The 24260-nt window shown below is 67.7% G+C and carries 24 protein-coding genes and 1 riboswitch; of the genes, 15 read left to right on the top strand and 9 right to left on the bottom strand.

What is annotated here, in order from left to right:
* Window positions 1–85 precede the first annotated feature (85 nt).
* From ACSUZC_RS08365 to ACSUZC_RS08355, 3 genes are all read left to right on the top strand, one after another.
* Window positions 86–445 carry a type VII secretion target gene (locus ACSUZC_RS08365; RefSeq protein WP_439032377.1) on the top strand — a complete coding sequence of 120 codons (360 nt, stop codon included), beginning with the start codon at window positions 86–88 and terminating at the stop codon, window positions 443–445.
* Window positions 442–1395 (top strand): C40 family peptidase, encoded by a 954-nt coding sequence (locus tag ACSUZC_RS08360; RefSeq protein WP_439032376.1) that lies wholly within the window; start codon window positions 442–444, stop codon window positions 1393–1395. Before ACSUZC_RS08365 ends, ACSUZC_RS08360 begins: the two co-directional genes overlap by 4 nt.
* 124 nt (window positions 1396–1519) lie before the next feature.
* Window positions 1520–2815 carry a primosomal protein gene (locus ACSUZC_RS08355; protein WP_439032375.1) on the top strand — a complete coding sequence of 432 codons (1296 nt, stop codon included), beginning with the start codon at window positions 1520–1522 and terminating at the stop codon, window positions 2813–2815.
* A 23-nt stretch (window positions 2816–2838) separates the two neighbouring features.
* Here ACSUZC_RS08355 and ACSUZC_RS08350 read toward each other — a convergent pair whose 3' ends face one another.
* Genes ACSUZC_RS08350 through ACSUZC_RS08340 form a run of 3 tightly spaced genes read right to left on the bottom strand, consistent with a single transcriptional unit; the run spans window position 2839 to window position 5698 of the window.
* Window positions 2839–3969: an adenosine deaminase gene (locus tag ACSUZC_RS08350; protein WP_439032374.1), complete on the bottom strand. Its 1131-nt coding sequence runs from the start codon at window positions 3967–3969 to the stop codon at window positions 2839–2841.
* Complete coding sequence (locus ACSUZC_RS08345; RefSeq protein WP_439032373.1) at window positions 3966–5297, bottom strand: thymidine phosphorylase; 1332 nt, start codon at window positions 5295–5297, stop codon at window positions 3966–3968. The genes ACSUZC_RS08350 and ACSUZC_RS08345 overlap by 4 nt, the downstream gene beginning before the upstream one ends.
* The gene (locus ACSUZC_RS08340) at window positions 5294–5698 is read right to left on the bottom strand and encodes a cytidine deaminase (protein WP_439032372.1); all 405 of its coding nucleotides are present in this window, start codon (window positions 5696–5698) and stop codon (window positions 5294–5296) included. Before ACSUZC_RS08340 ends, ACSUZC_RS08345 begins: the two co-directional genes overlap by 4 nt.
* A gap of 224 nt (window positions 5699–5922) precedes the next feature.
* Here ACSUZC_RS08340 and sdhC point away from each other — a divergent pair, with 224 nt between their 5' ends.
* Genes sdhC through ACSUZC_RS08320 form a run of 4 tightly spaced genes read left to right on the top strand, consistent with a single transcriptional unit; the run spans window position 5923 to window position 9352 of the window.
* Entirely contained in the window at window positions 5923–6327 is a 405-nt protein-coding gene (sdhC, locus tag ACSUZC_RS08335) for a succinate dehydrogenase, cytochrome b556 subunit (protein ID WP_439032371.1), read from the top strand.
* Window positions 6328–6339: 12 nt separating this feature from the next.
* Window positions 6340–6795 carry a succinate dehydrogenase hydrophobic membrane anchor subunit gene (locus ACSUZC_RS08330; protein WP_004021682.1) on the top strand — a complete coding sequence of 152 codons (456 nt, stop codon included), beginning with the start codon at window positions 6340–6342 and terminating at the stop codon, window positions 6793–6795.
* A gap of 14 nt (window positions 6796–6809) precedes the next feature.
* Window positions 6810–8564 carry a succinate dehydrogenase flavoprotein subunit gene (gene sdhA, locus ACSUZC_RS08325; protein WP_439032370.1) on the top strand — a complete coding sequence of 585 codons (1755 nt, stop codon included), beginning with the start codon at window positions 6810–6812 and terminating at the stop codon, window positions 8562–8564.
* Window positions 8564–9352 (top strand): succinate dehydrogenase iron-sulfur subunit, encoded by a 789-nt coding sequence (locus tag ACSUZC_RS08320; protein ID WP_238422129.1) that lies wholly within the window; start codon window positions 8564–8566, stop codon window positions 9350–9352. The genes sdhA and ACSUZC_RS08320 overlap by 1 nt, the downstream gene beginning before the upstream one ends.
* 44 nt (window positions 9353–9396) lie before the next feature.
* Here the strand turns inward: ACSUZC_RS08320 and ACSUZC_RS08315 are convergent, their stop codons facing one another.
* Window positions 9397–9990, bottom strand: coding sequence for a TetR/AcrR family transcriptional regulator (locus ACSUZC_RS08315; RefSeq protein ID WP_439032369.1), 594 nt, complete (start codon window positions 9988–9990; stop codon window positions 9397–9399).
* A 174-nt stretch (window positions 9991–10164) separates the two neighbouring features.
* Here ACSUZC_RS08315 and ACSUZC_RS08310 point away from each other — a divergent pair, with 174 nt between their 5' ends.
* The 4 genes from ACSUZC_RS08310 to ACSUZC_RS08295 all read left to right on the top strand — a co-directional run bounded on the left by ACSUZC_RS08310 (window position 10165) and on the right by ACSUZC_RS08295 (window position 13995).
* Complete coding sequence (locus ACSUZC_RS08310; protein ID WP_439032368.1) at window positions 10165–11364, top strand: cytochrome P450; 1200 nt, start codon at window positions 10165–10167, stop codon at window positions 11362–11364.
* 90 nt (window positions 11365–11454) lie between these two features.
* Complete coding sequence (locus tag ACSUZC_RS08305; RefSeq protein ID WP_439032367.1) at window positions 11455–11898, top strand: hypothetical protein; 444 nt, start codon at window positions 11455–11457, stop codon at window positions 11896–11898.
* Complete coding sequence (locus ACSUZC_RS08300; RefSeq protein WP_439032366.1) at window positions 11895–12650, top strand: type 1 glutamine amidotransferase; 756 nt, start codon at window positions 11895–11897, stop codon at window positions 12648–12650. Before ACSUZC_RS08305 ends, ACSUZC_RS08300 begins: the two co-directional genes overlap by 4 nt.
* A gap of 55 nt (window positions 12651–12705) precedes the next feature.
* Window positions 12706–13995, top strand: coding sequence for a D-alanyl-D-alanine carboxypeptidase family protein (locus ACSUZC_RS08295; protein ID WP_439032365.1), 1290 nt, complete (start codon window positions 12706–12708; stop codon window positions 13993–13995).
* Window positions 13996–14005: 10 nt separating this feature from the next.
* Here ACSUZC_RS08295 and ACSUZC_RS08290 read toward each other — a convergent pair whose 3' ends face one another.
* The 3 genes from ACSUZC_RS08290 to ACSUZC_RS08280 are packed head-to-tail and all read right to left on the bottom strand — an operon-like array spanning window position 14006 to window position 17083.
* Window positions 14006–15106, bottom strand: coding sequence for a YhjD/YihY/BrkB family envelope integrity protein (locus ACSUZC_RS08290; protein WP_439032364.1), 1101 nt, complete (start codon window positions 15104–15106; stop codon window positions 14006–14008).
* 49 nt (window positions 15107–15155) lie between these two features.
* Entirely contained in the window at window positions 15156–16211 is a 1056-nt protein-coding gene (trpS, locus tag ACSUZC_RS08285) for a tryptophan--tRNA ligase (protein ID WP_439032363.1), read from the bottom strand.
* Between the two features lie 23 nt (window positions 16212–16234).
* A complete protein-coding gene (locus tag ACSUZC_RS08280; protein WP_439032362.1) occupies window positions 16235–17083 on the bottom strand; it encodes an exodeoxyribonuclease III in 849 nt (282 codons plus the stop codon).
* Between the two features lie 148 nt (window positions 17084–17231).
* Between ACSUZC_RS08280 and ACSUZC_RS08275 the strand changes: the two genes are divergently transcribed.
* The gene (locus ACSUZC_RS08275; protein ID WP_238422162.1) at window positions 17232–17414 is read left to right on the top strand and encodes a (2Fe-2S)-binding protein; all 183 of its coding nucleotides are present in this window, start codon (window positions 17232–17234) and stop codon (window positions 17412–17414) included.
* 97 nt (window positions 17415–17511) lie between these two features.
* Window positions 17512–17997 (top strand): bacterioferritin, encoded by a 486-nt coding sequence (gene bfr, locus ACSUZC_RS08270; RefSeq protein WP_439032361.1) that lies wholly within the window; start codon window positions 17512–17514, stop codon window positions 17995–17997.
* A 72-nt stretch (window positions 17998–18069) separates the two neighbouring features.
* Here bfr and ACSUZC_RS08265 read toward each other — a convergent pair whose 3' ends face one another.
* A complete protein-coding gene (locus tag ACSUZC_RS08265) occupies window positions 18070–19284 on the bottom strand; it encodes an MFS transporter (protein ID WP_439033038.1) in 1215 nt (404 codons plus the stop codon).
* 172 nt (window positions 19285–19456) lie between these two features.
* The gene (locus tag ACSUZC_RS08260) at window positions 19457–21253 is read right to left on the bottom strand and encodes a cutinase family protein (protein WP_439032360.1); all 1797 of its coding nucleotides are present in this window, start codon (window positions 21251–21253) and stop codon (window positions 19457–19459) included.
* Window positions 21254–21540: 287 nt separating this feature from the next.
* A riboswitch (SAM riboswitch) is annotated at window positions 21541–21661 on the top strand.
* A 61-nt stretch (window positions 21662–21722) separates the two neighbouring features.
* Between ACSUZC_RS08260 and ACSUZC_RS08255 the strand changes: the two genes are divergently transcribed.
* Both ACSUZC_RS08255 and metX read left to right on the top strand, forming a co-directional pair.
* A complete protein-coding gene (locus ACSUZC_RS08255) occupies window positions 21723–23075 on the top strand; it encodes a bifunctional o-acetylhomoserine/o-acetylserine sulfhydrylase (RefSeq protein ID WP_439032359.1) in 1353 nt (450 codons plus the stop codon).
* Between the two features lie 16 nt (window positions 23076–23091).
* Complete coding sequence (metX, locus tag ACSUZC_RS08250) at window positions 23092–24246, top strand: homoserine O-acetyltransferase MetX (protein WP_439032358.1); 1155 nt, start codon at window positions 23092–23094, stop codon at window positions 24244–24246.
* Window positions 24247–24260 lie beyond the last annotated feature (14 nt).

Here is a 24260-nt window from a genome sequence, read left to right as displayed (position 1 = left end):
CCACTCTCGAACGGGGCGCTTCCGAATCACGACGAGTTCCCACAGAGAGATGGAACCCGCCGGCGCTGCGCAGCGTCTGAAACCCATGAGCCCGTTCTCCTCATCCGCCGCATCCCCCGCCCCGACGCCGGACCATCCGGCACATGCCCGCCTCCACACCGATTCGATCGCCCTGCGAACGTTCGCCGATGCTCACCGGGACAACGGAGCCCTCCTCGGCGACGGGCCCGGCCACGAGCCGACGGATCTGGTCGACCTCGCGGTCACCTTCGGCCTGATCGGCGCCGAATTCCTCGCCGCCGTCGCCGAGTTCCTCCAGGCCCACCGGAGCACGACCGACGCGATCGCGGCTCGTCATCGACAGATCGCGACGACCACGCGATCCGCCGACGCCGCTTACGTCGACTGCGACTGCGCAGCCGCCGACCGGGAGCTGACCCTGTGATCGGCGTCGAACTGCTCATCGAACCGCTGCGCAGACTCGTCGACGCACTCGGCACCGGCGTCCTGTCGCCGGGAAATCCCGCCGAGACACTTCGCGTCGCCGCCGGCACCGTGGAGTCTGCACGCCGTCGATCCGTCTCGGTCACCGATACCGCGCTCACCACCTGGCAGGGCGCGGGCGCGGCGGGCGCGGGAGATGCGGCTGGAGCACTCCAGCAGACAATGACCGGGCTGGCGGAGAGCGCCGACGAATTCGCCCGTCTCGTCGAGCGGGCGAGCGGCACGGTGCATGCCGCGGCGGCCCATCTCGACGGGCTCGTGGACTCGTTCGACCGTTCCGCCCACGCGCTGGCCGGCGGTCCGATCACGCCGGCGGGTCTCCTCGCGATCCTCCCGGTGGCGATCGACCACATCGGGCGGGGCATCGCGACCGTGAGCCGTGCGCGAGCGGATCTCCGGTCGGACACCGAGGCGATGACCGCCCTGGCCCGGCACACCGCCCCGGCCGAGGGAACGGTCGCAGACCCGGCGAACGGACTGTCCACAACCCCCGTCCGCGGTGGCGTTCCCATCACCCTGCCGGACGGTTCGGTGGCCTACGCACCCGACCAACGGGCCGCCACGGCGGTACGTGCGGCGTTGAGCCAGCGCGGAGTTCCCTACGTCTGGGGCGGAACTACGCCGGACGGGTTCGACTGCAGCGGGTTGACCCAATGGGCCTATCGACAGGCCGGCGTTGATCTGCCGCGCCTGGCCCAGGACCAGGACACCGCGGGCATCCGGGTGTCGCAGGCCCAACTCCGACCCGGAGATCTCGCGGTGTGGTCCGGGCACGTCGCCATGTACATCGGAAACAATCAGATGGTGGAAGCCGGTGACCCGGTGAGCGTTTCGGCGGTACGGACGTCTAACCTCGATCAGACCTTCGAGGGCTTCTTCCGTCCACGATGACAAGCGTTCGCGCAGCCGTCGTCGTCGATGGCGCGGCCGTTCACCGATTCGTCGTCCGCAGACCACCGAGAGTCTGTGGGGGCACTACTGGAATCGGCGTCGACAATCGCTAGGCTGTGTCCCCATGGCCGGAGACATCGTCCCGATTGAGCTCGGACTCACCGACGGAAACAGCTTCACACTGTGGGCACCTCGCTGGCGCGAGGGTGACGACGAGTGGGAGGCCTTCCTCGGACTCGACGAGGATCTCTACGTGCTGCCCGGGGTCGCCGAGCTCGCCGCGTTCATCCGCACCAGCGACGACAACGATCTCGTCGAGCACCCGGCGTGGTCCACGGTCGTCGGTCTGCAGGCCGACGAACTCGTGCCCGACGAACGCCACAGCTACGACCTCGTCGGCGTACCCGAACTGGCCGCCGAGGACCCCACCCCGGAGGTCATCGCCGAACTCGAGGACGCACTGGAGATCGTGCGGATCCTCGGTGAGGTCTGCGAACTGACCCCGGTCACCAAGTTCTTCAACGGCAACCCGATCGTCGGCGCCGTCACGACCGGCACCCGCAACTTCGACGGCCGCGAGGGCGCCGACCTCTGGGTGCGCATCGGACGGCTGATCGCCAAGCACTGGGACGATGTGCTCGATGCCATCGACGGGGTCATCTCCACGCCGGAGGTCGACCCCAAGGCCGTCGAGACCGCCGAAGCCGAACTCGAGGCCGCCGCATCCGCCGAGGACGAGGACGAACCGGCCGATGACGACATCGAGATCGTCGGCGCCGACGATTCCGCGGACGACACCGACGACGCAGACGACACGGCCGTCGACGATGAAGAAGAAGACGACGAAGACGCGGACGACTACGACGATGACGACTTCTGGGCATCCGTCGGCATCGATCCGATCCGGATCGTCACCAGCGCGGGCGAGTACCTGACGCTGCGCTGCTACCTCGGCGACGACCCGGTCTTCCTCGGCGCCAACGGCAAGATCTTCGTGTTCTCCTCCGCACGTGCCTTGTCGCGGTTCCTCGCCGACGACAACACCCACGACCTCGCGGACTTGTCGACGTTCGAGCAGGTCCGCACCGAGGCCACCGACGGCTCACTCGAGTTCGACGTCATCGACGACAATGTCTATGTCCTGCCCGGCCTCGCCGACGACATCATCGACGGGCCCCGACGGATGGACCGGGACCAGCTCGACCTGGCCGTCGAACTGTTCACCGACGCCGCCGACTACGCGGGCGACGACACGGTGAACGAGGCACTCGGTACGACGACGCCGCTGGGCTGGTTCGTGGACTACACGGTGAACCCCGACCCCAAGCGCATGGCCCCCAGCGGTCCGTTCGAGAACGAGGCCGAGGCGTGGCGGGCGCTCGAGCACGACTTCGAGGCCCGACTCACCAAGAAGGGCTGAGCACCCGATCCGACGCCGACCCGTCAGCCCAGGAGCACCGCGTATCCGGGCTTGATGATGTCGTCGATGAACGCGAGGCGTTCGTCGAAGTGGATGAACGCCGACTTCATGGCATTCACGGTGAAGCGCTCGAAGTCGGCCCAGCCGTAACCGAACTGCTCGGCGAGCAGCCCGAACTCCTTGCTCATCGTGGTGTCGGACATGAGCCGGTTGTCGGTGTTCACGGTGACGCGGAATCGCAACCGCGCCAGCACGTTGAAGGGATGCTCGGCGAGCGAGGCGACGGCGCCGGTCTGGACATTCGAGCTCGGGCACAACTCGAGCGGAATCCGCTTGTCCCGCACGACGTTGGCGATCTGACCCAGTCGTGCGCCGGTGAACGACTGTGCCGCGAGGTCGACGCCCGCGGGCAACTCGATGTCGTCGAAGACGCGCACGCCGTGCCCGAGCCGGTCGGTCCCGCAGAAACCGATCGCCTCGTGGATCGACGGCAGTCCGAACGCCTCCCCCGCGTGGATCGTGAACGGTGCGCTGTTGGCACGCATGTACTCGAACGCGTCGAGGTGACGGGTCGGCGGGTGCCCGGCCTCCGCCCCGGCGATGTCGAAGCCGACGACGCCGCGGTCCCGGTAACGCACCGCGAGTTCGGCGATCTCGCGTGACCGCGCGGCGTGCCGCATCGCGGTCACGAGGCAGCGCACCGTGATGCTCTTGCCCCGGGCGGCCGCTTCCGCCTCGCCGTCGGCGAAGCCGCGCAGCACCGCCTGCACCACCTCGTCGAGGTCCAGACCGCCTTCGAGGTGCTGCTCGGGCGCATACCGGACCTCGGCGTAGACGACGCCGTCATCGGCGAGGTCGGCCACGCACTCCCGCGCGACGCGTTCGAGCGCCGGCGCTGTCTGCATCACCGCCACGGTGTGCGAGAAGGTCTCCAGGTACCGCTCGAGGGACCCGCTGTCGGCAGCCTCGCGAAACCACTGCGCGAGGGTGGCGGCGTCGTCGATCGAGTGCCCGTCGGGGTCGGTCGGCAACCCCTCGTAACCGACCTCCCGGGCCAGCTCGAGGACTGTCGCGGGCCGCAACCCGCCGTCGAGGTGGTCGTGCAGGAGGACCTTGGGTGCGAGGGAGATGTTCGCCGGCGTCAGCGTCGTCATGCTGTGAACCTAACGTGATCGACGATCAGGGGGCGGCGCTGCGCGCCGACATCACCGGCCGGATCGTCGATCGCCACCGCACCGTCGAGGCATGCGCGTGCTCCGGCCAGCCGGGATTCATCCCGCGTGTGCAAGGTGAAGAGCGGTTGACCGGCGCGCACCCGGTCGCCGGGCTTGGCGTGGATGACCACGCCGGCCTCCGCGGCGACGGCCTCCCCCGGCTTCGCGCGTCCACCGCCGAGCCGCCAGGCGGCATCGCCGACCGACCGTGCGTCCATTCCGGTGACGACACCGTCGCGATCGGCCGGCACGTCTTCGCGATGCCGGGCGACCGGAAGCGGAGCGTCCGGGTCGCCGCCCTGCGCCGCGATCATGGCCCGCCACGAGTCCATCGCCCGACCGTCGGCGAGATGGAGGGCGGGATCGGCGTCGGGCAGACCCGCGGCGTCGAGCATCTCCCGCGCCAGGGCCAAGGTCAGCTCCACGACGTCGGAGGGACCGCCGCCGGCGAGCACCTCCACCGATTCGGCGACCTCGACGGCGTTCCCGACCGCCCGCCCGAGCGGCGTGCTCATGTCGGTGATGACCGCTCGGGTGTCCACTCCCGCGTCGTGGCCGAGTTCGACCATGGTCGAGGCGAGTTCGCGGGCGTCGTCCTCGTCGGGGAGGAAGGCACCCGACCCGGTCTTCACATCCAGCACCAGCGCGCCGGTACCCTCTGCGATCTTCTTGCTCATGATCGACGAGGCGAGAAGCGGGATGGACTCGACGGTGCCGGTGACGTCCCGCAACGCGTACAGCTTGCGGTCGGCCGGCGCCAGGTCCGCACCGGCGGCGCAGATGACCGCCCCCACCCGCTCGAGCTGGTCGATCATCTCCTCGACGCCGACCTCGGCCCGCCATCCCGGAATGGATTCGAGCTTGTCGAGTGTGCCCCCGGTGTGGCCGAGCCCCCGGCCGGACAGTTGCGGGACGGCGACGCCGAACGAGGCGACGAGCGGGGTGAGCGGGAGCGTGATCTTGTCGCCGACGCCGCCGGTCGAGTGTTTGTCCACCGTCACGAGGGGTCGTCCTTCGCGACGCAGTCCGGAGAGGTCCATCCGGCGCCCGCTGTCGATCATGGCGTGGGTCCACGAAGCGATCTCGCGCCTGTTCATGCCACGGAGAAAGATCGCCATCAGCAACGCCGACATCTGCTCGGGGGCGACCTCGCCGCGGGTGTAACCGTCGACCATCCAGGCGATCTGCGCGTCGCTGAGCGTGCGTCCGCCGCGTTTGGTCGCGATCACCGACACGGCGTGGATGGCGTCGCCGACCGCGCCGGTCATGCGCGGACCGCGGCCAGGTCGTCGGGACCGAACGCATCGGGCAGCAGCGAGCCCAGCGCCCGGGGACCGTCGGGGTGATCGACGAGCAGCTCGCGTCCGCCGAACTCCAGCAGGACCTGACGGCACCGACCGCATGGCATCAGCACGGCCCCTCTGGCGTCGCAGACGCTGACCGCACGCAGCGTCCGGCCCCCGCCGCTCACCAGCTGCCCGACCAGCGAGACCTCGGCGCAGACGCCGAGACCGTATGAGACATTTTCCACATTGCACCCGGAGACCACATGCCCATCGGCGGTCAGGCCCGCGGCCCCGACCGGATACCCGGAGTACGGGGCGTAGGCATGTCCGACGACACTTTTCGCCTTGTCCCGCAACATATTCCACTCGACTTCGGCAACCACGTAGATCTCCTGTCGCACGGCGTAACCGGCCGTTCATCGGAACTTCATCACCACAAAGCTTGGGTAAGGCAAACCTAACTCGTAATGTCTTGTCGCCCAGATCGGTTCGGGCAATTTACCACCGCTGTCAGCATGGGTTTAGAGTCTCTTTCTATGGGTCCATGGTCGAGTCGGAGCATGCCGATTCGATGCGTCCATCGACGATGTTGGAGGCCAGTTTCCCGATGAGCACCTCAATGGAAGTCGCACCCGACCCGGTGCGCAGACGTTCCCTGTATCGCGGCGATCCCGGCATGTGGTCGTGGGTCCTCCACCGCATCACGGGCGTCACCATCTTCTTCTTCCTGTTCGTGCACGTGCTGGACACCGCGGTCATCCGCGTCGACCCCAACCAGTACGACGCGATCATCGAGACCTACAAGACGCCGCTCATCGGTCTCATGGAGATCGCCCTGGTCGCCTGCGTCCTGTTCCACGCCTTCAACGGTGTGCGCCTGATCCTCGTGGACTTCTGGTCCAAGGGCCCCAAGTACCAGCGGCAGATGCTGTGGGTGGCCATGACCCTGTTCGTCATCGTCTTCGGTGCCGGCGCGGTCCGCCTGCTGCAGATCATGTTCAGCCACCTGTAGGAGACACCAGAGATGACCACCTCGGAAGCCACCGGTGTCGCCAAGACCCTCGGTACCCAACACGATCGTCCCGCGAGCCTGGACAACCCGCGCTCGCCCCGCAAGCCCAAGGGCGGGAACTTCGAGAAAAACGCGTGGCTGTTCATGCGCTTCTCGGGCCTGCTGCTCGTCGTCCTGACGATCGGCCACATGTTCATCATGCTGGCTTGGGACGGCGGTGTTCACCGCATCGACGCCTCGTTCGTCGCCGCGCGGTGGAGTTCGCCCTTCTGGCAGATCTGGGATCTGACCATGCTGTGGTTGGCTCAGCTCCACGGCGGCAACGGCGTGCGCACCGTGATCGCCGACTACTCCCGCAAGGACTCGACCCGCTTCTGGCTGAACGTGCTGCTCGCCGTGTCGATGATCCTCGTCCTCACGATGGGCACCTACGCCCTCCTCACCTTCGACGTCAACAGCGTCGGCTAAAGGAGACCCAGAACATGCAGGAACACCGCTACGACGTCGTCATCGTGGGCGCCGGCGGCGCAGGCATGCGCGCGGCGATCGAATCCGCTCCGCGCGCCCGCACCGCGGTACTGACCAAGCTCTACCCCACTCGCAGCCATACCGGCGCGGCCCAGGGCGGTATGTGCGCCGCTCTGGCCAACGTCGAGGAGGACAACTGGGAGTGGCACACGTTCGACACCGTCAAGGGTGGTGACTACCTGGCCGATCAGGACGCCGTCGAGATCATGGCCAAGGAGGCCATCGACGCGGTGCTCGATCTGGAGAAGATGGGCCTGCCGTTCAACCGGACGCCCGAGGGCAAGATCGACCAGCGCCGCTTCGGCGGACACACCCGTGACCACGGCAAGTCGCCGGTGCGCCGCGCCTGCTATGCCGCCGACCGCACGGGCCACATGATCCTGCAGACGCTGTATCAGAACTGCGTCAAGCACGACGTCGAGTTCTTCAACGAGTTCTACGCCCTCGACATCTGCCTCACCGAGAACGAGAAGGGCGAGCAGGTCGCCACCGGCGTCGTCGCCTACGAACTCGCGACCGGCGAGATCCACGTCTTCCACGCCAAGTCGATCGTCTTCGCCACCGGCGGCTCGGGGCGCATGTACAAGACGACGTCGAACGCGCACACGCTGACCGGCGACGGCATGGGCATCATCTTCCGCAAGGGACTGCCCCTGGAAGACATGGAATTCCACCAGTTCCATCCGACCGGCCTGGCCGGACTGGGCATCCTGATCTCCGAAGCCGTCCGCGGTGAGGGCGGCATCCTGCGCAACGCCGACGGCGAACGCTTCATGGAGCGCTACGCCCCCACCATCAAGGACCTCGCACCTCGCGACATCGTCGCGCGATCGATGGTTCTCGAGGTCCTCGAAGGTCGCGGCGCCGGACCCAACAAGGACTACGTCTACATCGACGTGACCCACCTCGGCGAGGACGTCCTCAACGAGAAGCTCCCCGACATCACCGAGTTCGCCCGCACCTATCTCGGCGTCGACCCCGTCACCGAGTACGTGCCTGTGTTCCCCACGTGCCACTACGTCATGGGCGGCATCCCGACCAACATCAACGGTCAGGTGCTGCGCAACAACGACGAGGTCGTCCACGGGCTGTACGCCGCGGGCGAGTGCGCCTGCGTGTCCGTCCACGGCGCCAACCGCCTCGGCACCAACTCGCTGCTGGACATCAACGTCTTCGGCCGTCGCGCCGGTATCGCAGCCGCCGACTACGCCAACTCCGCGGAGTTCACCGAACTCCCGGAGGCGCCGACCGAGATGGTCGACTCCTGGCTCGAACTGCTGCTGAGCGAACACGGCCACGAGCGTGTCGCCGACATCCGCACCGAACTGCAGGCCTCCATGGACGCCAACGCCTCGGTGTTCCGCACCGAGGAGACCCTCAAGCAGGCGCTCACCGACATCCATCGGTTCAAAGAGCGTTACGCCCACATCAAGGTCCACGACAAGGGCAAGCGCTTCAACAGCGACCTGCTCGAGGCCATCGAGCTCGGCTTCTTGCTCGAGATGGCCGAGGTGACCGTGGTCGGCGCGCTCAACCGCAAGGAATCGCGCGGCGGTCACGCGCGCGAGGACTACCCCGACCGCGACGACGTGAACTACATGCGCCACACCATGGCGTACAAGAAGGGCAACGACCTTCTCTCGGACATCGAGCTGGACTACAAGCCCGTGGTGCAGACCCGCTACGAACCGATGGAGCGTAAGTACTGATGACATCTGTTCTGGACAAGCCCGCGCCGTCCTCCGACGAGCCGCCGTTGCCACCGGTGCCCGACGAGGCCACGATGGTGACGCTCAAGATCTTCCGCTTCAATCCGGAGAACCCGGACGCGCAGGGGTTCGAGAGCTTCCGTGTCCCGGCCCTGCCCACGGACCGCCTGCTCAACCTGCTGCTGTACGTGAAGGGTTACCTCGACGGCACGCTGACCTTCCGTCGCAGCTGCGCGCACGGTGTCTGCGGCTCCGACGCGATGCGCATCAACGGCGTCAACCGCCTCGCGTGCAAGCTCCTCATGAAGGACATGCTCCCCAAGGACAAGTCCAAGGAGATCACGATCACCGTCGAGCCCATCCGCGGCCTGCCGGTGGAGAAGGATCTCGTCGTCGACATGGAACCGTTCTTCGACGCATACCGCGCCATCAAGCCGTTCCTGATCACCTCGGGCAACGAGCCGACCCGTGAGCGCATCCAGAGCCAGACCGACCGCGCACGTTTCGACGACACCACCAAGTGCATCCTCTGTGCGTGTTGCACGACGAGTTGCCCGGTGTTCTGGACCGAGGGTTCGTACTTCGGCCCGGCCGCCATCGTCAACGCGCATCGCTTCATCTTCGACAGCCGCGACGAAGGTGCCGTCGAGCGTCTCGACATCCTCAACGACGTCGACGGTGTGTGGCGCTGCCGCACCACCTTCAACTGCACCGACGCATGCCCCCGCGGCATCCAGGTGACCCAGGCGATCTCCGAGGTCAAGCGCGCCCTGATGTTCTCGCGCTGACCAACACGTACTCCTCTCTGCAGCCCGGCACCGGCCCGCACCCCTCAGGGGTGCGGGCCGGTGTCGTCGGTGCTGCTGTCGAGCGGGCCGGGGTCACGCCGGAAGACCCCGGCCACGACGGCGTTCACGAGGTCTGCCTCTTCTGCCGGCTCCCCGGGCCACAGGAGCAGACCCAGCACCGACCGGATGACGAGCCGTGCAGACGCGGTGTCGCCCGCGTCGATACCGGTCAGATCGGCGGCCACCGCGAGCACCGTGGGTGAAGCCAGTACGGTCGGCGTCGCGTCCATGAGACTGCGAGGTGCGAGGAACTGCCGGATCACCCTGTCCTGCCGAAGCGCGCGCAGCGTCTCGACGATGACCTTGCGGGCGCGCTCCTCGCCCACCAGTCCCGTTGTGGACGAGCGGATCTCGTCGAGCACCGGCGCCGACGTCGTCGCGAAGACCGCCTCGATCAGTGCCGCCCGGCCGCCGGCGTGGCGATAGATGGTCGCACGCGAGCAATGCGCACGGCGCCCGAGTTCGTCGAGATCGAAGGCATCGAGTCCGCGTCGCCCGATCAGCGCCGCCGCATGCGCGACGAGTCGGTCGCGCGCCGCATCCGCACGATCGCCGCCGACAAGCCAGTCCCGCGCCATCGTCCGCCCTCCCCCGCTCGAATCTCATGATGAGACATGGTGAACAAGTTGAGTAGACCGTCGTACCAGTTCAGAGAGTTGCCATGAGACGCATGGTAACCGTTTCCGACCGCAGCAGTATCGTGTTCTCCGAATCGCGCGCGCTCGTCCGTCGAGGTGATCGACCCTGGTGTCATGCACACCACCGACGACCCCACGACCTTCTACTCGCGGCTCCACGGCGACGCACCGGTCCAACAGATCGGCGAGTCCCCGTTCTACGCCGTCGGCTCCTGGGACCTCATCGCCGAGGCGGTGAGCCGGCCGGACGACTTCTCGTCGAACCTGACCGCGACGATGGTCTGGCACGACGACGGCCGGGTCTCGGAGTTCCCGGTCGCGGGTCTCGGCGACGCCATGCACGTCCTGGCCACCGCTGACGGGCCGCGCCATCGCGACCACCGCACCCTCGTCATGCCGGCGGTATCCCCTGCGCGGATTCGCGCGCTCGAACCCGAGGTCCGCCGACTGGTCGCCGCCGCGTGGCACGACGGGCTGCACGACGGTCGGATCGACTGGGTGCCCGCCATCGCTCGACGCATCCCGATGGCGGTGGTCGCCGAGCTGCTCGGGCTGCGCACCGATGCGCTCGACGACCTGACCGACTGGGCGGTCGCGACCAATGTGCTGATCGACGGCATCATCACCCCTGCGCAGCTGGCAACGGCGACCTCCGCGGTGGCCGAACTGACCGCCCACCTCTCCCACGCGCTGTCCGACCAGATGGTCGGACACGGGAACATGAGCGAGACCTCGACCGCGCTGAGCCAGATCGCGGATCGGGTCATGCAGGGACGTCTCGACCACGGCGAGGCCGTGATGATCCTCTTCCAGCTCGTCGCCGCCGGGGCCGAATCGACGACCAGCCTGCTGAGCAGCGCGGTCTGGCTCCTCGGCAGGCACCCGGACACGGAAGCGGCGTTGCGTCGCGACCCCGCGCTCATCCCGGTGTTCGTGGAGGAGGCGCTCCGACTGGAGACACCGTTCCGCGGACACTTTCGGCACGTCGTGTCCGACACGACGCTTGGTGACACGTCCCTTCCCGCGGGCGCGCACGTGTTCCTCATGTGGGGAGCCGCCAACCGGGACCCCGCACACTTCGACGACCCCGCGATCATCGACCTCGATCCCGCGGCCCGCCGATCCCATCTCGCATTCGGCAAGGGACTGCATCTGTGTGTCGGAGCGGCATTGGCACGGTTGCAGGCGCGCATCGCCGTCGAACACCTTCTGGCCGAGACCTCCACCGTCCGGCTCGACGTAGACGGATCACGCTGGGAAGAAGGCACTCTGGCACGCAAGCTCGCCTCACTTCCGGTCATCGTGCCGGGCTGAGGCGGGAACCGGATCGCGACCGGATGCGTCCTAGAGTGCGACACCGATCTCGCACACCTCGCGAGCCGGCACACTCGAACGGAGTCCCGCATGATCCGCATTCTCCTCTTGCGCCTGCTGCTCACCTGCACGATGAGCGCGAGTCTGGCGTTCGCGGTGTTCTCCCCGGCCCTCGCAGCGCCCGGCGGCGCGCCGCCCGTATCGCGGGTCACGCTGACACTGACCTCGGACCGGCAACACAACGGCTCGGCGGCCTGGTACGACGCGCTCGGTCGGTTGCGTACACAGGCAGACGTCCCTCTGTCGCAACGGGATTCGTCATCGGGACTGTGGTCGTCGTCCCTGGTGTTCACCCGCCCCTCCCCCGACACACCGGTCGTCGCACTGTTCCAGTCGGCGGGTCGATTCGCGCGGTGCGAGATCTGGATCGACGACCAGCGCGTCGCCGAGCACACCGCGCATGGTGAGCTCGCGACCAGTTCGTGCCGAGCTGACGAGACGAGAACACACGGAGATCGTAGTGTTGGCGGATGACGCAGAACCCGGTGCGCGTGCTCGAGATCCGGCATGCCGACTCCGAACCGCCCGGCGCATACGGCCCAGCCCTCGACGAGGTCGCCGAGGTGACGACGCTTCGCATCTGGCGCGAGCCGGTCCCGGTGGACCTCGCCGGCGTCGACGCGATCATCGTCCTCGGCGGAGCCATGGGAGTCGGTGACGCGGAGCGCCTCCCGTGGATCACCGAGGAGATCGCCTTGCTGGCGCGGGCTGTCGAAGCCGGGATTCCCGTGTGGGGCGTATGCCTCGGCGCACAGATGCTGACGAAAGCCCTCGGCGGCGAGGTCTTCACCGGACCATCCCCCGAACTCGGCGTCCGTCCCGTGACATTCAACGACGCGGGCCTCGCCGATCCGGTCTGGGGCCCCGCGCTTCACGCCGCCGGACACCACGATGAGATCGACACTGTGCACTGGCATTTCGACGCGTGCCGGCTCCCGGCCGGGGCCGATCTGCTGGCGTCGTCCGCGCAGTGCGACACCCAGCTGTACCGGAAGGGCAACTGCTATGGCGTGCAATTCCATCTCGAGGCGGGTGGCGCACTGGTCAGCGACTGGTTGTCACACCCCGAGTCACGGGCGGATGTGGTCGAGGTCCTGGGCGACGCCGCGACCGACCGGTTCATCGACGAGGCCGGAGCCGTCGAGGTCGTGACGACGCCCCTGGCCCGCGGGGTGATGCACCGGTGGCTGACCGAGGTCGTGGCCACGACCCGCGACACGCGCTGACGTGCCCCGCGTCGATGCCCCGGACGCCGCCTTGTCCGCTGGTAACGTCCGATCGGTGACCCGGAGGTGGACGCGTCGGACCCTGTGTGCGCTCGCGGCCGTGGTCACGTTCGGGACGATCGCCGGTGGGATACCGCCTGCCGCGGCGGTGCCGCCACCGCCCGCCCCGGCTCCCCCGGTCGTCACCACACCGGTCACCGATCACTGTCCGCACAAGGTCTCGACGCCGCCCGCCGTCGACGAATCCGAGGTCGTCGCACCGGGTTCGGCAACCCCGACTCCGCTTCCGGTGCCGACGCCCGCCGTCGGCGGTGAGGATCTCTCCTACTGCGGGGTCGTCGCCGACCCCGCCGCGGGGCCCGTTCCGCCAGGCCTGACCTCGGCCGGCTGGTTGGTCGCCGACCTCGGGTCGGGACAGATCATCGCGGCCAAGGACCCACACGGACGGTACCGCCCGGCGTCGACGATCAAGGTACTTCTCGCCCTGGTCGTCCTCGACGAACTCGACCTCGCCGCACCCGTCGTGCCGACCCCGGAGGATTGGAGTGCCGAAGGCGATTCCTGCGGCATGGGCCCGGGTGGCACCTATACCGTCCGCGACCTGCTGACCGGGTTGCTCCTGGTGTCGGGTAACGACTGCGCGAACGCGCTCGCCCGTGAACTGGGTGGCGTCGACGCCACCCTGACGAAGATGAACGCACGCGCGGCCGCACTCGGTGCCTCCGACACCCGCGCGGCGAGCCCTTCCGGTCTCGACGCAGCCGGGATGTCCTCGTCACCTTACGATCTCGCTATCGTCTTCCGGGCGGCGATGGCCGAGCCGGTCTTCCGGGAGCTCATCGCCACGCCGACCTTCCGCTTCCCGGGCTACCCTCGACGGCCGGACGTCCCCGGCGACAAGGACCATCCCGCCTACGACATGTACACCAGCAATCGGCTTCTGCTCGACGGCTATCCGGGTGTGCTCGGCGGGAAGACCGGCTACACCGACGATGCACGCAAGACGTTCGTGGGCGCCGTCGAGCGCGACGGACGCAGCCTGGTCATCGTGCAGATGTTCGGGCTGTCGGTCGACGGCGACCTGTACTGGGATCAGGCGAAGGCCCTGTTCGACTACGGATTCCGCGCCGACCGCGGGATCTCGGTGGGCCACCTCGTCGATGCGGGACCGGGCCCGCCCGAGTCGTCGGCCGAGCGGACACCCGCGTCGTCCGGCACCCATCGCGCGGCGCCGCACTCCGATACCGCGTCGCACGCGTCGGTTCGTGTGCTGATCGGCCTCGTCGCGGCTCTCGTCGTGGTGGCGCTCCTGCTTCTCGGACTCCGCTTCTCACGGCGACGCTGAACCGGCGGGGTCACCGCCGACGAAGGAACCCCACGAGCGCGGCCGCTGCGGCTCCCGCACCGGCCGCAGCGGCGAGAGCACCCGCGCGCGGTGCCGGGTTCACCTCGACCGTCGGTGAGATGACAACCGGCCGGTGCAATTCCGCGTCGGGCTCCTCCACCACCTGATACCGGGTGTTGATGGGGTCGGTCGCGCACCACGCCGTCGCGTACAAGACGATCCGAGAAGCCAGGTAGGCGAAGACGAAGACACCGAAGATCGGGCCGAACGCAACTCCGGCCGGCGACCCGAGGACCGACTGAAGATACAGTCCGCCCAGCGATTTCATCAGCTCGAAAGCGACCGCGATGACCAGGCCGGCCTTCATCGCGTGTGTCATGGGCAACGGCACCAGCGGGAGCCTCGCGAGCACGAAGGTGAAGAGGGGCCAGCTGGCGACCACGGACACGACGATCGCGACCGCCCGCACCACGACCGGGGCCCACGACGCGTCGTCGAGTCCGACCCAGGAGAGCATCGTGGTGGTGAGTCCGCTGTTGCCGAGGGTCGTCAGCGCCATCGTCACGGCGAACGCGATGCCCAACAACGCGAACGTGAGGAGGTCCCACACCTTCGACAGAACAGGGTTGCGATCGACGCGACCGCCGTACATCTCGGTGAATGCCACACGCACCCCGGAGATCCAACCGATCCCGGTGAACGCGGCACCGATCAAACCGACGATCCCGACCGCGGCGCGCGAGGAGATCGCCGAATCGATGACCTCACTGAGCTGCTCACCCATCTTGCCGGGTGCGGCCTCGACGACGGCGTTCTGCAGGTCCTCGAGCAACTGGGGCTGGTTGGCGAGCACGAACGCCGCGACCGAGAACACCACCATGATGATCGGGACCAGCGCGAGGATGCCGTTGAAGCTGATGGCCGCGGCGTACACATTCCCGCGCCGCTCGTTGTAGCGTTCGACGGTCTGCACCAGGTGCTCGACGGCAGGCCACTTCTCCCGCGCGGCGGCGAAAGCCGACTTACCCTTGTCGACTACCGACATCCCTTTGCCCACAGCCGACTTCGCAGTGTCCACCGGCGACTTGCCCGAGTCTGGCGCGGAGGTCATGGATGGCCTTTCTCATCGGAGCGCGGGACGGCGTCCTGCGGGTCCGGAGTCACCGGCCAGGCGCCAGGAACCCCACCTTGTCATAGACCGACGCCAGCGTCTCGGAGGCAATGCCCCGTGCGCGGGCCGCGCCCCGGGCCAGGACGGCATCGAGTTCGGCCGGGTCGGACAGGTATTCGTCGACACGGCCGCGCAGCGGGGTGACGAACTCGGTGAGCACCTCGGCGGTGTCGACCTTCAGCTCGCCGTATCCCTTGCCCTCGTACTTGGCGACGAGATCGTCGACGCCGACACCCGACAGCGCCGACTGGATGGTCAGCAGATTGGAGACACCGGGCTTCTCGGCCGTGTCGAACCGGATCTCCGAGCCGGTGTCGGTGACGGCCGACCGGATCTTCTTCGCCGAGCGCTTGGGGTCGTCGAGGAGATTGATGAGGCCCTTGTCGGTGTCCGCGGATTTGCTCATCTTGGCGGTCGGGTTCTGCAGGTCGTAGATCTTGGCGAATTCTCTGACGATGTGGGGCTGCGGGACCTTGAGCACCTTGCCGAAACGGGAATTGAACCGCTGCGCGAGGTCGCGCGTGAGTTCCAGGTGCTGCCGCTGGTCCTCGCCGACCGGCACACGGTCGACCTGGAAGGCCAGGATGTCTGCGGCCATCAGGATCGGATAGGTGAACAGGCCGACCCCCGCCGCGTCGACCCCCTGCTTGGCCGACTTGTCCTTGAACTGGGTCATGCGGCTGGCCTCACCGAATCCGGTGAGACACGACAGAATCCAGGTCAGCTGGGCGATCTCGGGGATGTGGGACTGCACGTAGATGGTGGAACGATCGGGGTCCACGCCGACGGCGAGCAATTGGGCCACGCTCAGCCGGGTGCGCTGCGCGAGCACCGCCGGGTCGAACGGCACCGTGAGAGCGTGCATGTCCGGGATGAAGTAGAAGGCCTCGAAGTCGTCCTGCAACGCCACCCACTGGCGCACCGCGCCGAGGTAGTTCCCGAGGTGGAAGGAATCGCTGGTCGGCTGGATGCCCGACAGGACTCGGGGGCGTGCCTGCGCCGCCCCGTCCGCCGGGCCCCCGCTGCGCTCTGCGTCGCTGGTCATGGCCTCCAGTTTGTCAGATCCGCTCACTCGTACCGCACGGTGACCGGGGCATGGTCGGACCAGCGCAGGTCGTACGCGGCGGCGCGCGCGACCTCGCCTTTGACGGCCCGGGCGGCCAACGCCTTGTTCGCGAGCTGGTAGTCGATGCGCCACCCGGAATCGTTGTCGAACGCCTTCCCGCGCCAGGACCACCAGGAGTACGGGCCGGACTCGTCCGGGAAGAGTTCCCGCACGACGTCCCGCCAGCCACTCGACAGGAGATCGGCGACCCAGGCCCGTTCGTGCGGAAGGAAACCGGGACTCTTCAGGTTGCCCTTCCAGTTCTTGATGTCGGCCTCGGCGGGCGCGATGTTCCAGTCACCACCGACCACGACGTGCCGACGACGACGCACGAGGCGGGCCAGGTGGGCGCCGAACTCGTCCATGAAGCGGACCTTCTCGTCGTGCTTGGCGATGTCCTTCTCGGCGTCGGACAGCGCCGCACCCTTCGGTAGATACAGGCTCGCTGCCGTGAGCGGTCCGAGGTCGGTGTCGAGATCGACTTCGAGGTAGCGGCCGAGGTCATCGAACTCGGTGCTGCCGAAGCCGACCCGCACCGCCGTCGGGGCGACCCTGGTCAGCACACCGACGCCCGCGTGGCCCTTGACGGCGGATTCGGACATCGTGAGATGCCAGCCGGCGTCGAGCGCCGGTGCCAGCGCCTCGCGCGCCAGCTCTTCGTCGGCCCGGACTTCCTGCAGCAGGACCACGTCGAGCCCGGAGGAATCGAGTTCGGACTCGAGCCACGGCAGGAGCCCGCGATTGGCCTCCGACCGATGTTTGACCGCTGCGCGGATTCCATTGACGTTCACCGTGGAGATCGTGAGTGGCACGGGGCCACATCCTACGGACGCGGTCCGACAGGTCCCCGCCTGAGGATCGCGTCGCATTGCCCGACGAAAAAAAGGTAAGGCAACCCTTGTGCACCACCTCGAACATATGTAAGCATTACCTAATCCAGGCACGAAGGTGAGTCCGAAGATGTTCGTTTGCATATGTCGCGCCGTCACGGTCGACGAGGTCCATCAGCATTGCGATGCGGGTGCGTACACCGTCGACGCGATCAGCGACCGCTGCGGCGCGGGCGAAGGCTGCGGGACCTGCCTGGACCAACTGCACTCCATCCTGAACGAAAGGGCGTCAACCGCGACGACCGCTGCATGATCTGACCTCGACTCCCGACCTCGCGCGAGTACGCGCGCGGGGCTATTTGTCGTGTTACGGTTCGACCGGACATATACGGCGAACGGGAGGCTGTCACATGCGTGGCGACGACGAGGTCATCGAACTACTCAACGAGCAGCTCACCAGCGAGCTGACCGCGATCAACCAGTACTTCCTGCACGCGAAGATGCAGCAGAGCTGGGGTCTGACGGAGATCGCGGCCAAGACCCGCGCCGAGTCGATCGAGGAGATGACGCATGCGGAGCGGCTGACCGACCGCATCCTCTTCCTCGACGCACTTCCCAACTACCAGCGTCTGCTGCCCCTGCGCATCGGTCAGTCGATCCGCGAGCAGTTCGAGTCCGACATGTCGATCGAGGTGGAAGTGGTCGAGCGACTCCGCCCCGGCATCGCGATGTGCCGCTCGAAGGGCGACATCACCAGCGCCAACCTCCTCGAGGAGATCCTCGCCGACGAGGAAGAGCACATCGACTATCTGGAGACGCAGCTCGAGCTGATCAACAAGCTGGGCGAGCCGCTCTACCTGTCGAAGACGATCGCGACGCCGCCCACCAACGGCTGACCGACCACACCGGGCACCACCAGACACGAAGGGCCGACCGGAGATCCGGTCGGCCCTTCGTCGTCGGCCCGGTCAGGCCCGGCGTCGTGCTGCGACCAGGGCGACGCAGGTGACGGCGATCCCCGCGATCGCGAGGAACACGCCGACGACCGATGGCGCGAGGTAGCCGTAGCCGGCGCTGACCACCACACCGCCGAGAAGTGCGCCGGCGGCGTTGGCGATGTTGAGAGCCGAGTGGTTCAGCGCCGCCGCGAGGGTCTGCGCGTCGGCGGCCACGTCCATCAGCCTGGTCTGCAACGCGGGGAGCATCGTCGAACCGGTCAAGGCCACCAGGTAGGTGAGGACGAGCGCTGCCCAGGCATGGCCGGCGAACATCGCGAATGCCCCGAGGCTGAGCGCGCTGGCTGCGAGGCCGCCGAGGATGGCCACCGACACGTTGCGATCGGCGACGTAGCCGCCGACGAAGTTGCCGGTCACCATACCGAGGCCGTACAGCATCAACGCGAACGGGACGACCGCGACCGACAGTCCGGTGTCCGTGGTCAGAGCCGAGTTCAGATAGGTGTAGAACGCGAACATCCCGCCGAACCCGACGGTGCCGATGACGAGGGTGAACCACACCTGAGACCGTGTGAGCGCCCCGAGCTCGGTGAGGGGATCGGTCGTCTTCATCCCGGTCAGGGCGGGCAGGGCACGCGTGAGAGCGAGCACGGTGGCCAGACCGATGACGACGACGATCGCGAACGCCGATCGCCAGCCGAAGGTCTCGCCCAACCAGGCCGCCGCCGGAACTCCGAACACATTGGCCACCGACAGACCGAGCATGACCTGACCGACCGCCTTCGCCCGATTGCGCGGGCCGGCCAGGTGGGCGGCGACGAGCGCCGCGACACCGAAGTACGCGCCGTGCGGCAGCCCGGCGATGAACCGCGCGACGAGCAGGAGTCCATAGTCCGGCGCCACGACGGTCAGGAAGTTGCCGACGGTGAACGCGACCATCAGGCCGATCAGCAGGGTGCGGCGCGACATCCGCGCGGTGAGGGCCGCGATGAGAGGCGCCCCGACGACGACGCCCATCGCGTAGGCGGAGATGACATGGCCGGCCGTCGGCTCCGAAACGCCCAGCGACCCTGCGATGTTGGGAAGCAGTCCCATCGCGACGAACTCGGTCGTACCGATGCCGAAGCCGCCGAGAGCGAGCGCCAGTATCGTCCACCGACGATTCCGGCGAGACACCCCGGACGAGGCTGAATCGGCGGAGTCGGCGTGTGCGGTGTTCGAGGACACGTCGTACGCCGGTCGGCCCGAGAGAGTCAGGTCGTCCGGCGCACCGGTTGCGGTCGAGAGAGCGTCAGGCACGATTCATGCCAACCCTGGCACGCCGACACCGATTCCCCCGCGGGTCGTGAGTTGAGGCACACGGTCCGCGGCCGAACTCCGCCGAACGGTCAGGGGCGTGTCACTCGTCGGGCTCGCTGCCGGAGTGCTCGTCGGGATCGGAGCCCACTTCTGCGTCGCCACCATCCCCATGCCCGGCGTCCCCGACGGGTGCATCCACCGCGGCACCAACGTCGGGTGCGTCGAGATCGGTGCCGCCGTCGGTACGCACGAGGTCCGGGCCCTCGTCCACAGGTTGCCCTGTTCCCGGCTGTTCTGCGTCCGGCTGTTCTGCGTCCGGCTGTTCTGCGTCCGGCTGTTCTGTCGCCGGCGGTTCGGTCGATACCGACGCGGGCCCATCCGCCGCCACGGTGCCGGCACCCGGACCCGCGTCACCGATGTCACCCGCGGAAGGCGTTGTCGCCGTGACCGATCGATCGATGTCTCCGTCGACCACGGTGTCGACGACCGGTTCGCCCGTCGCGGTGTCGACAAGGCGGAGCACCGACCCCGGTCCCGGATCGGTGACATCCGCGACGACCCCGGTCCCCTGCTGCGGCAGGGTGATCCGGGGCCCGACGAGCGCGCCCGTCCAATAGCGCACGAACGCGACCGGAAGGAGCACGATGCTCCGGACACTCGCCGCGAGGGCGCTCACGCCTTCGGCGAACCGTGCCGGGGAGAGGGTGAGTATGCCTTCAAGAATGTCGGCGAACACGAAGAGATCCGGCAGGTAGGCCCCGTATCCGAGACGCGGCAACGGCGGGAGCAGACCCTGGACGAGCCGGACCACGGGCTGCAGGTCCGCCAACTCGATCCCGAAGGGGAGAGACAGCGTCGGCCTGCCGGAGAGGAAGTCGCCGTGATCGCCGGTCACGCCGAGGTCGCGTGCCCAGCCCTGCACGAGTTCGGCGAACGCGGAGCCGGCGCCGACTGTGCACGTCGTCCCCTGGTCGTCGCATTCCACCGGGCGGGTGGTCCACGACGACGACGGATCGCGCCACATGGCGAACGGGTACAGATTGTGTTTGGTGAAGTAACCGAGCAGACCGTCGATCGCACCGATGGGGTCGTGGAACGGGTCCGGGAGGTCGCAGATGGGATCCCCCTCGACACAGACCGAGACCACTTCATCGTCCAGGACACCGAAACCGCGATCGGTGGGGGCCCCGGAGCGCGGACCCGACATCGTGAGACCCGGAATGATCCCTATCAGGGACAATTCGATGCCCCGGCCGGTCTTGTCCCCGGCCTGGCGTGGGTCGGCATACAGCTCGCCGGAGAGTTGCTCGATGCTGATCAGCACGTCGTCGGACGAATCGCCCGGGGTCCCGGCGACGTCGACGAGACGATATGTGCCGTCGGCGGTCTCGTTGCCTGCGGCGTCGACGGGAGTCGAGGTGCCGATGTCGGCGAACACGTCGCCGGCCACCCGGGCGCCCTGCGAATATCCCGCGACGACAACGGGTTTGCCGTCGCAGTCGGCCTGATACTCCGAGATCGCACGGGCCGTCGAGGCGATTCCCCGTGCCGTGCTGTCGTCGTATCCGGCAGCACCGAGCGGCCAGATCGTCGTCGGATAGTCCGCGTGGACGACCCGGTAGCGACCGGCCCCGGAGTACCTCGCGTCGTCGTCGGCGGTCCCGGCCCGGTTGTCGGGACCGACACCGGTGTATCGCTGCTCGACGCCGATCAGGTGCCGGGCCTCCGGGTCGTTGGTACCGCCGACGATGATCACCGCACCACCGCCGCAATCGAGGTCGTCGCCCCGCGCGGGGGCCGTTCCCGACAGACACAGCGCACCTGCCACCGCGATCCCGGTGACCGACGCTGTGAGCACCGTGGTCCGGGGAGATCGGAGATGCGACTTCGCGGCCATGGGGGCTCCTCTGCGAACCCGGACCATGAGGGCCGAACCGGCCCAACCGGATCGTCGACCGGCACCGCCGGGGCTGAGCCGAACCCTAGGACTGCGATCGGCGGATCGACCAGGACGCTGAGTGCCGCTAACGACGTGACCTGGCGTTTTCTTCGTCCCAGCCGCCGATTTCACCCGGTCGGGTGACACCGGGGAGGTACCCGCTCCGCCAGGGTTGTGCCGGGTTCCGGTCGCGCTGAACGGGAGGGTTCTCAGGCCCTCACATACGTGTTATATCCTTGTCGCCAGGTCATGAGTATCAGCGAAAAGCCCCGGCTGGCTGATCGGCAACCCTCCATCCGCGGTGGGGTGCTCCGGGTGATGACCGGGTTGTGGGATCGCGGTTGCGATCCCCGGCAAGCGCGGGTCCGAAGGTCGGACCCCACCAGGGTCGAGTTGCCCTGCCGACCGTAGAAAGTGATCAATCGTCATGTCTGATGCCCCCGCCGGCACATCCCCGGAAGACAATTCTCCCGACGGCACCGATCCAGCCGACAACTGGAGCTTCGAGACCAAGCAGATTCACGCCGGCCAGGCCGCCGACGCGGCGACGAACGCCAGGGCGCTGCCGATCTACCAGACCACGTCGTACGTCTTCAACGACACCCAGCACGCTGCGAACCTCTTCGGTCTCGCCGAGCCGGGCAACATCTACACCCGCATCATGAATCCGACGCAGGACGCCGTCGAGCAGCGCGTCGCCGCTCTCGAGGGTGGCGTGGCCGCACTGCTCGTCGCGTCCGGTCAGGCCGCCGAGACCTACTCGATCCTCAACATCGTCGAGACCGGCGGTCATGTGGTGTCGAGCCCGCGCCTGTACGGCGGCACCTTCAACCTCTTCCACTACACCCTCCCGAAGCTGGGTGTCGAGGTCTCCTTCGTGGAGGACCCGGAGGATCCCGCGTCGTGGCAGGCCGCGGTCAAGGACAACACCCGCGCGTTCTTCGGTGAGTCGATCTCCAATCCCAACAACGAGATCCTCGACATCAAGGGCATCTCCGAGGTCGCACACAGCAACGGCATCCCCCTGATCGTCGACAACACCGTCGCGACGCCGTATCTGATCAACCCGCTTGCCCACGGCGCCGACATCGTGGTGCACTCGGCCACCAAGTACATCGGCGGACACGGCACCGCCATCGGCGGCGTCATCGTCGACGGCGGCACCTTCGACTGGCGCGTCCAGCGTGACGGGAAAGACCTCTTCCCCGGCTTCACCACCCCGGACCCCAGCTACCACGGAGCCGTCTTCGCCGACCTCGGCGCCCCGGCGTTCGCGCTGAAGGCCCGGGTGCAGTGGTTGCGCGACACCGGTGCGGCCATCGCGCCGTTCAACGCCTTCCTGCTCTCGCAGGGACTCGAGACCCTGAGCCTGCGTATCGAGCGTCATGTCGCCAACGCCCAGAAGGTCGCGGCGTTCCTGGACGAGCACGCCCAGGTCGAGTCGGTCGCCTACGCGGGCCTGGAATCCTCACGCTGGTACCAGCGGGGCCAGGAGCTGGCACCCAAGGGTCAGGGCGCCATCGTCGCCTTCGAGATCGCGGGCGGCGTGGATGCGGGCAAGAAGTTCGTGGATGCGTTGAGTCTGCACAGCCATGTCGCCAACATCGGTGACGTGCGCTCGCTCGTCATCCACCCGGCGTCGACCACCCACAGCCAGCTGACCCCTGAGGAGCAGCTCGCCGCGGGCGTCACCCCGGGCCTCGTCCGCCTGGCCGTGGGCATCGAGGGAATCGACGACATCCTGGCCGACCTCGAACAGGGTTTCGCGGCGGCCAAGTGACACAGGTGAGGCAGCATTGTCGGTGAGTATCGACCTGAACGCGACAGCGTCTGATCAGCCCGACTGGGAGTCACTCCCGGACGGGCAACTCGTCGGCATACCCATCGGCTCGCTGCCTCTCGACAGCGGTGAACGGATCGACGACGTCACCCTGGCGTTCCAGCGCTGGGGGACGTTGTCGCCGTCACGCGACAACGTGATCCTCACTCTCCATGCCCTGACGGGTGACTCGTATGTCACCGGGCCGGCCGACGCCGACCACGACTCCGCAGGCTGGTGGGACGGCCTCATCGGCCCCGGCATGGCCATCGACACCGACGAGTGGTGTGTCATCTCCGCCAACGTCCTCGGCGGATGCAAGGGGTCGACCGGGCCGGGTTCGCCCGCGCCGGACGGCCGTCCGTGGGGTTCGCGTTTCCCGCAGATCACGGTGCTCGACCAGGTTCGCGCCGAGGTGGCGCTGATGGACCGTCTCGGAATCCGAAGTGTCGGAGCGGTACTCGGCGGCTCCATGGGCGGGGCTCGCGCACTGGAATGGGTCATCGAGTATCCCGACCGGGTCCGCAGTGCGCTGGTCCTCGCAGTCGGTGCACGTGCGACCGCCGACCAGATCGGCATCCAGTCCGCGCAGATCGCCGCGATCAAGGCCGATCCGGACTGGTGTGGCGGCGACTACTACGAGACCGGGCGAATCCCGTTGCAGGGCATGGGAATAGCACGGCGCATCGCGCACCTCATGTACCGCAGCGAGCCCGAGCTCGACGCGCGGTTCGCCAACCACGCCCAGGGTGACGACAACCCGCTGACGGGCGGACGCTACGCGGTACAGAGCTACCTCGACCATCAGGCGTCGAAACTGATGGCGCGCTTCGACCCGGCGAGCTACGTCGTCCTGACCGAGGTCCTCAATCATCACGACGTCGGTCGCGGCCGAGGCGGGGTCGCGAAGGCGCTCAACGACTGCTCCGTGCCCGTCATCGTCGGCGGTATCGACTCGGATCGGTTGTATCCCTTGCGTCTACAGGTCGAGCTGGCCGAGGAACTCGGCAACTGCGTCGGTGGCCTCCAGGTCGTCCGGTCAGAGACCGGTCACGACGGCTTCCTCACCGAATTCGACGCCATCAGCGACCTGCTCAAGCGCACGGTCGATCTCGCTCGCCGCGACGCCTGAACGACCCCCGGCCT

It is taken from the genome of Gordonia terrae (assembly GCF_051789125.1).
GTDB classification, from domain to species: Bacteria; Actinomycetota; Actinomycetes; order Mycobacteriales; family Mycobacteriaceae; genus Gordonia; species Gordonia terrae_A.
The sequence above is the reverse complement of the archived record's forward strand: the minus strand, read 5'-3'. Positions and strand labels throughout refer to the sequence as shown.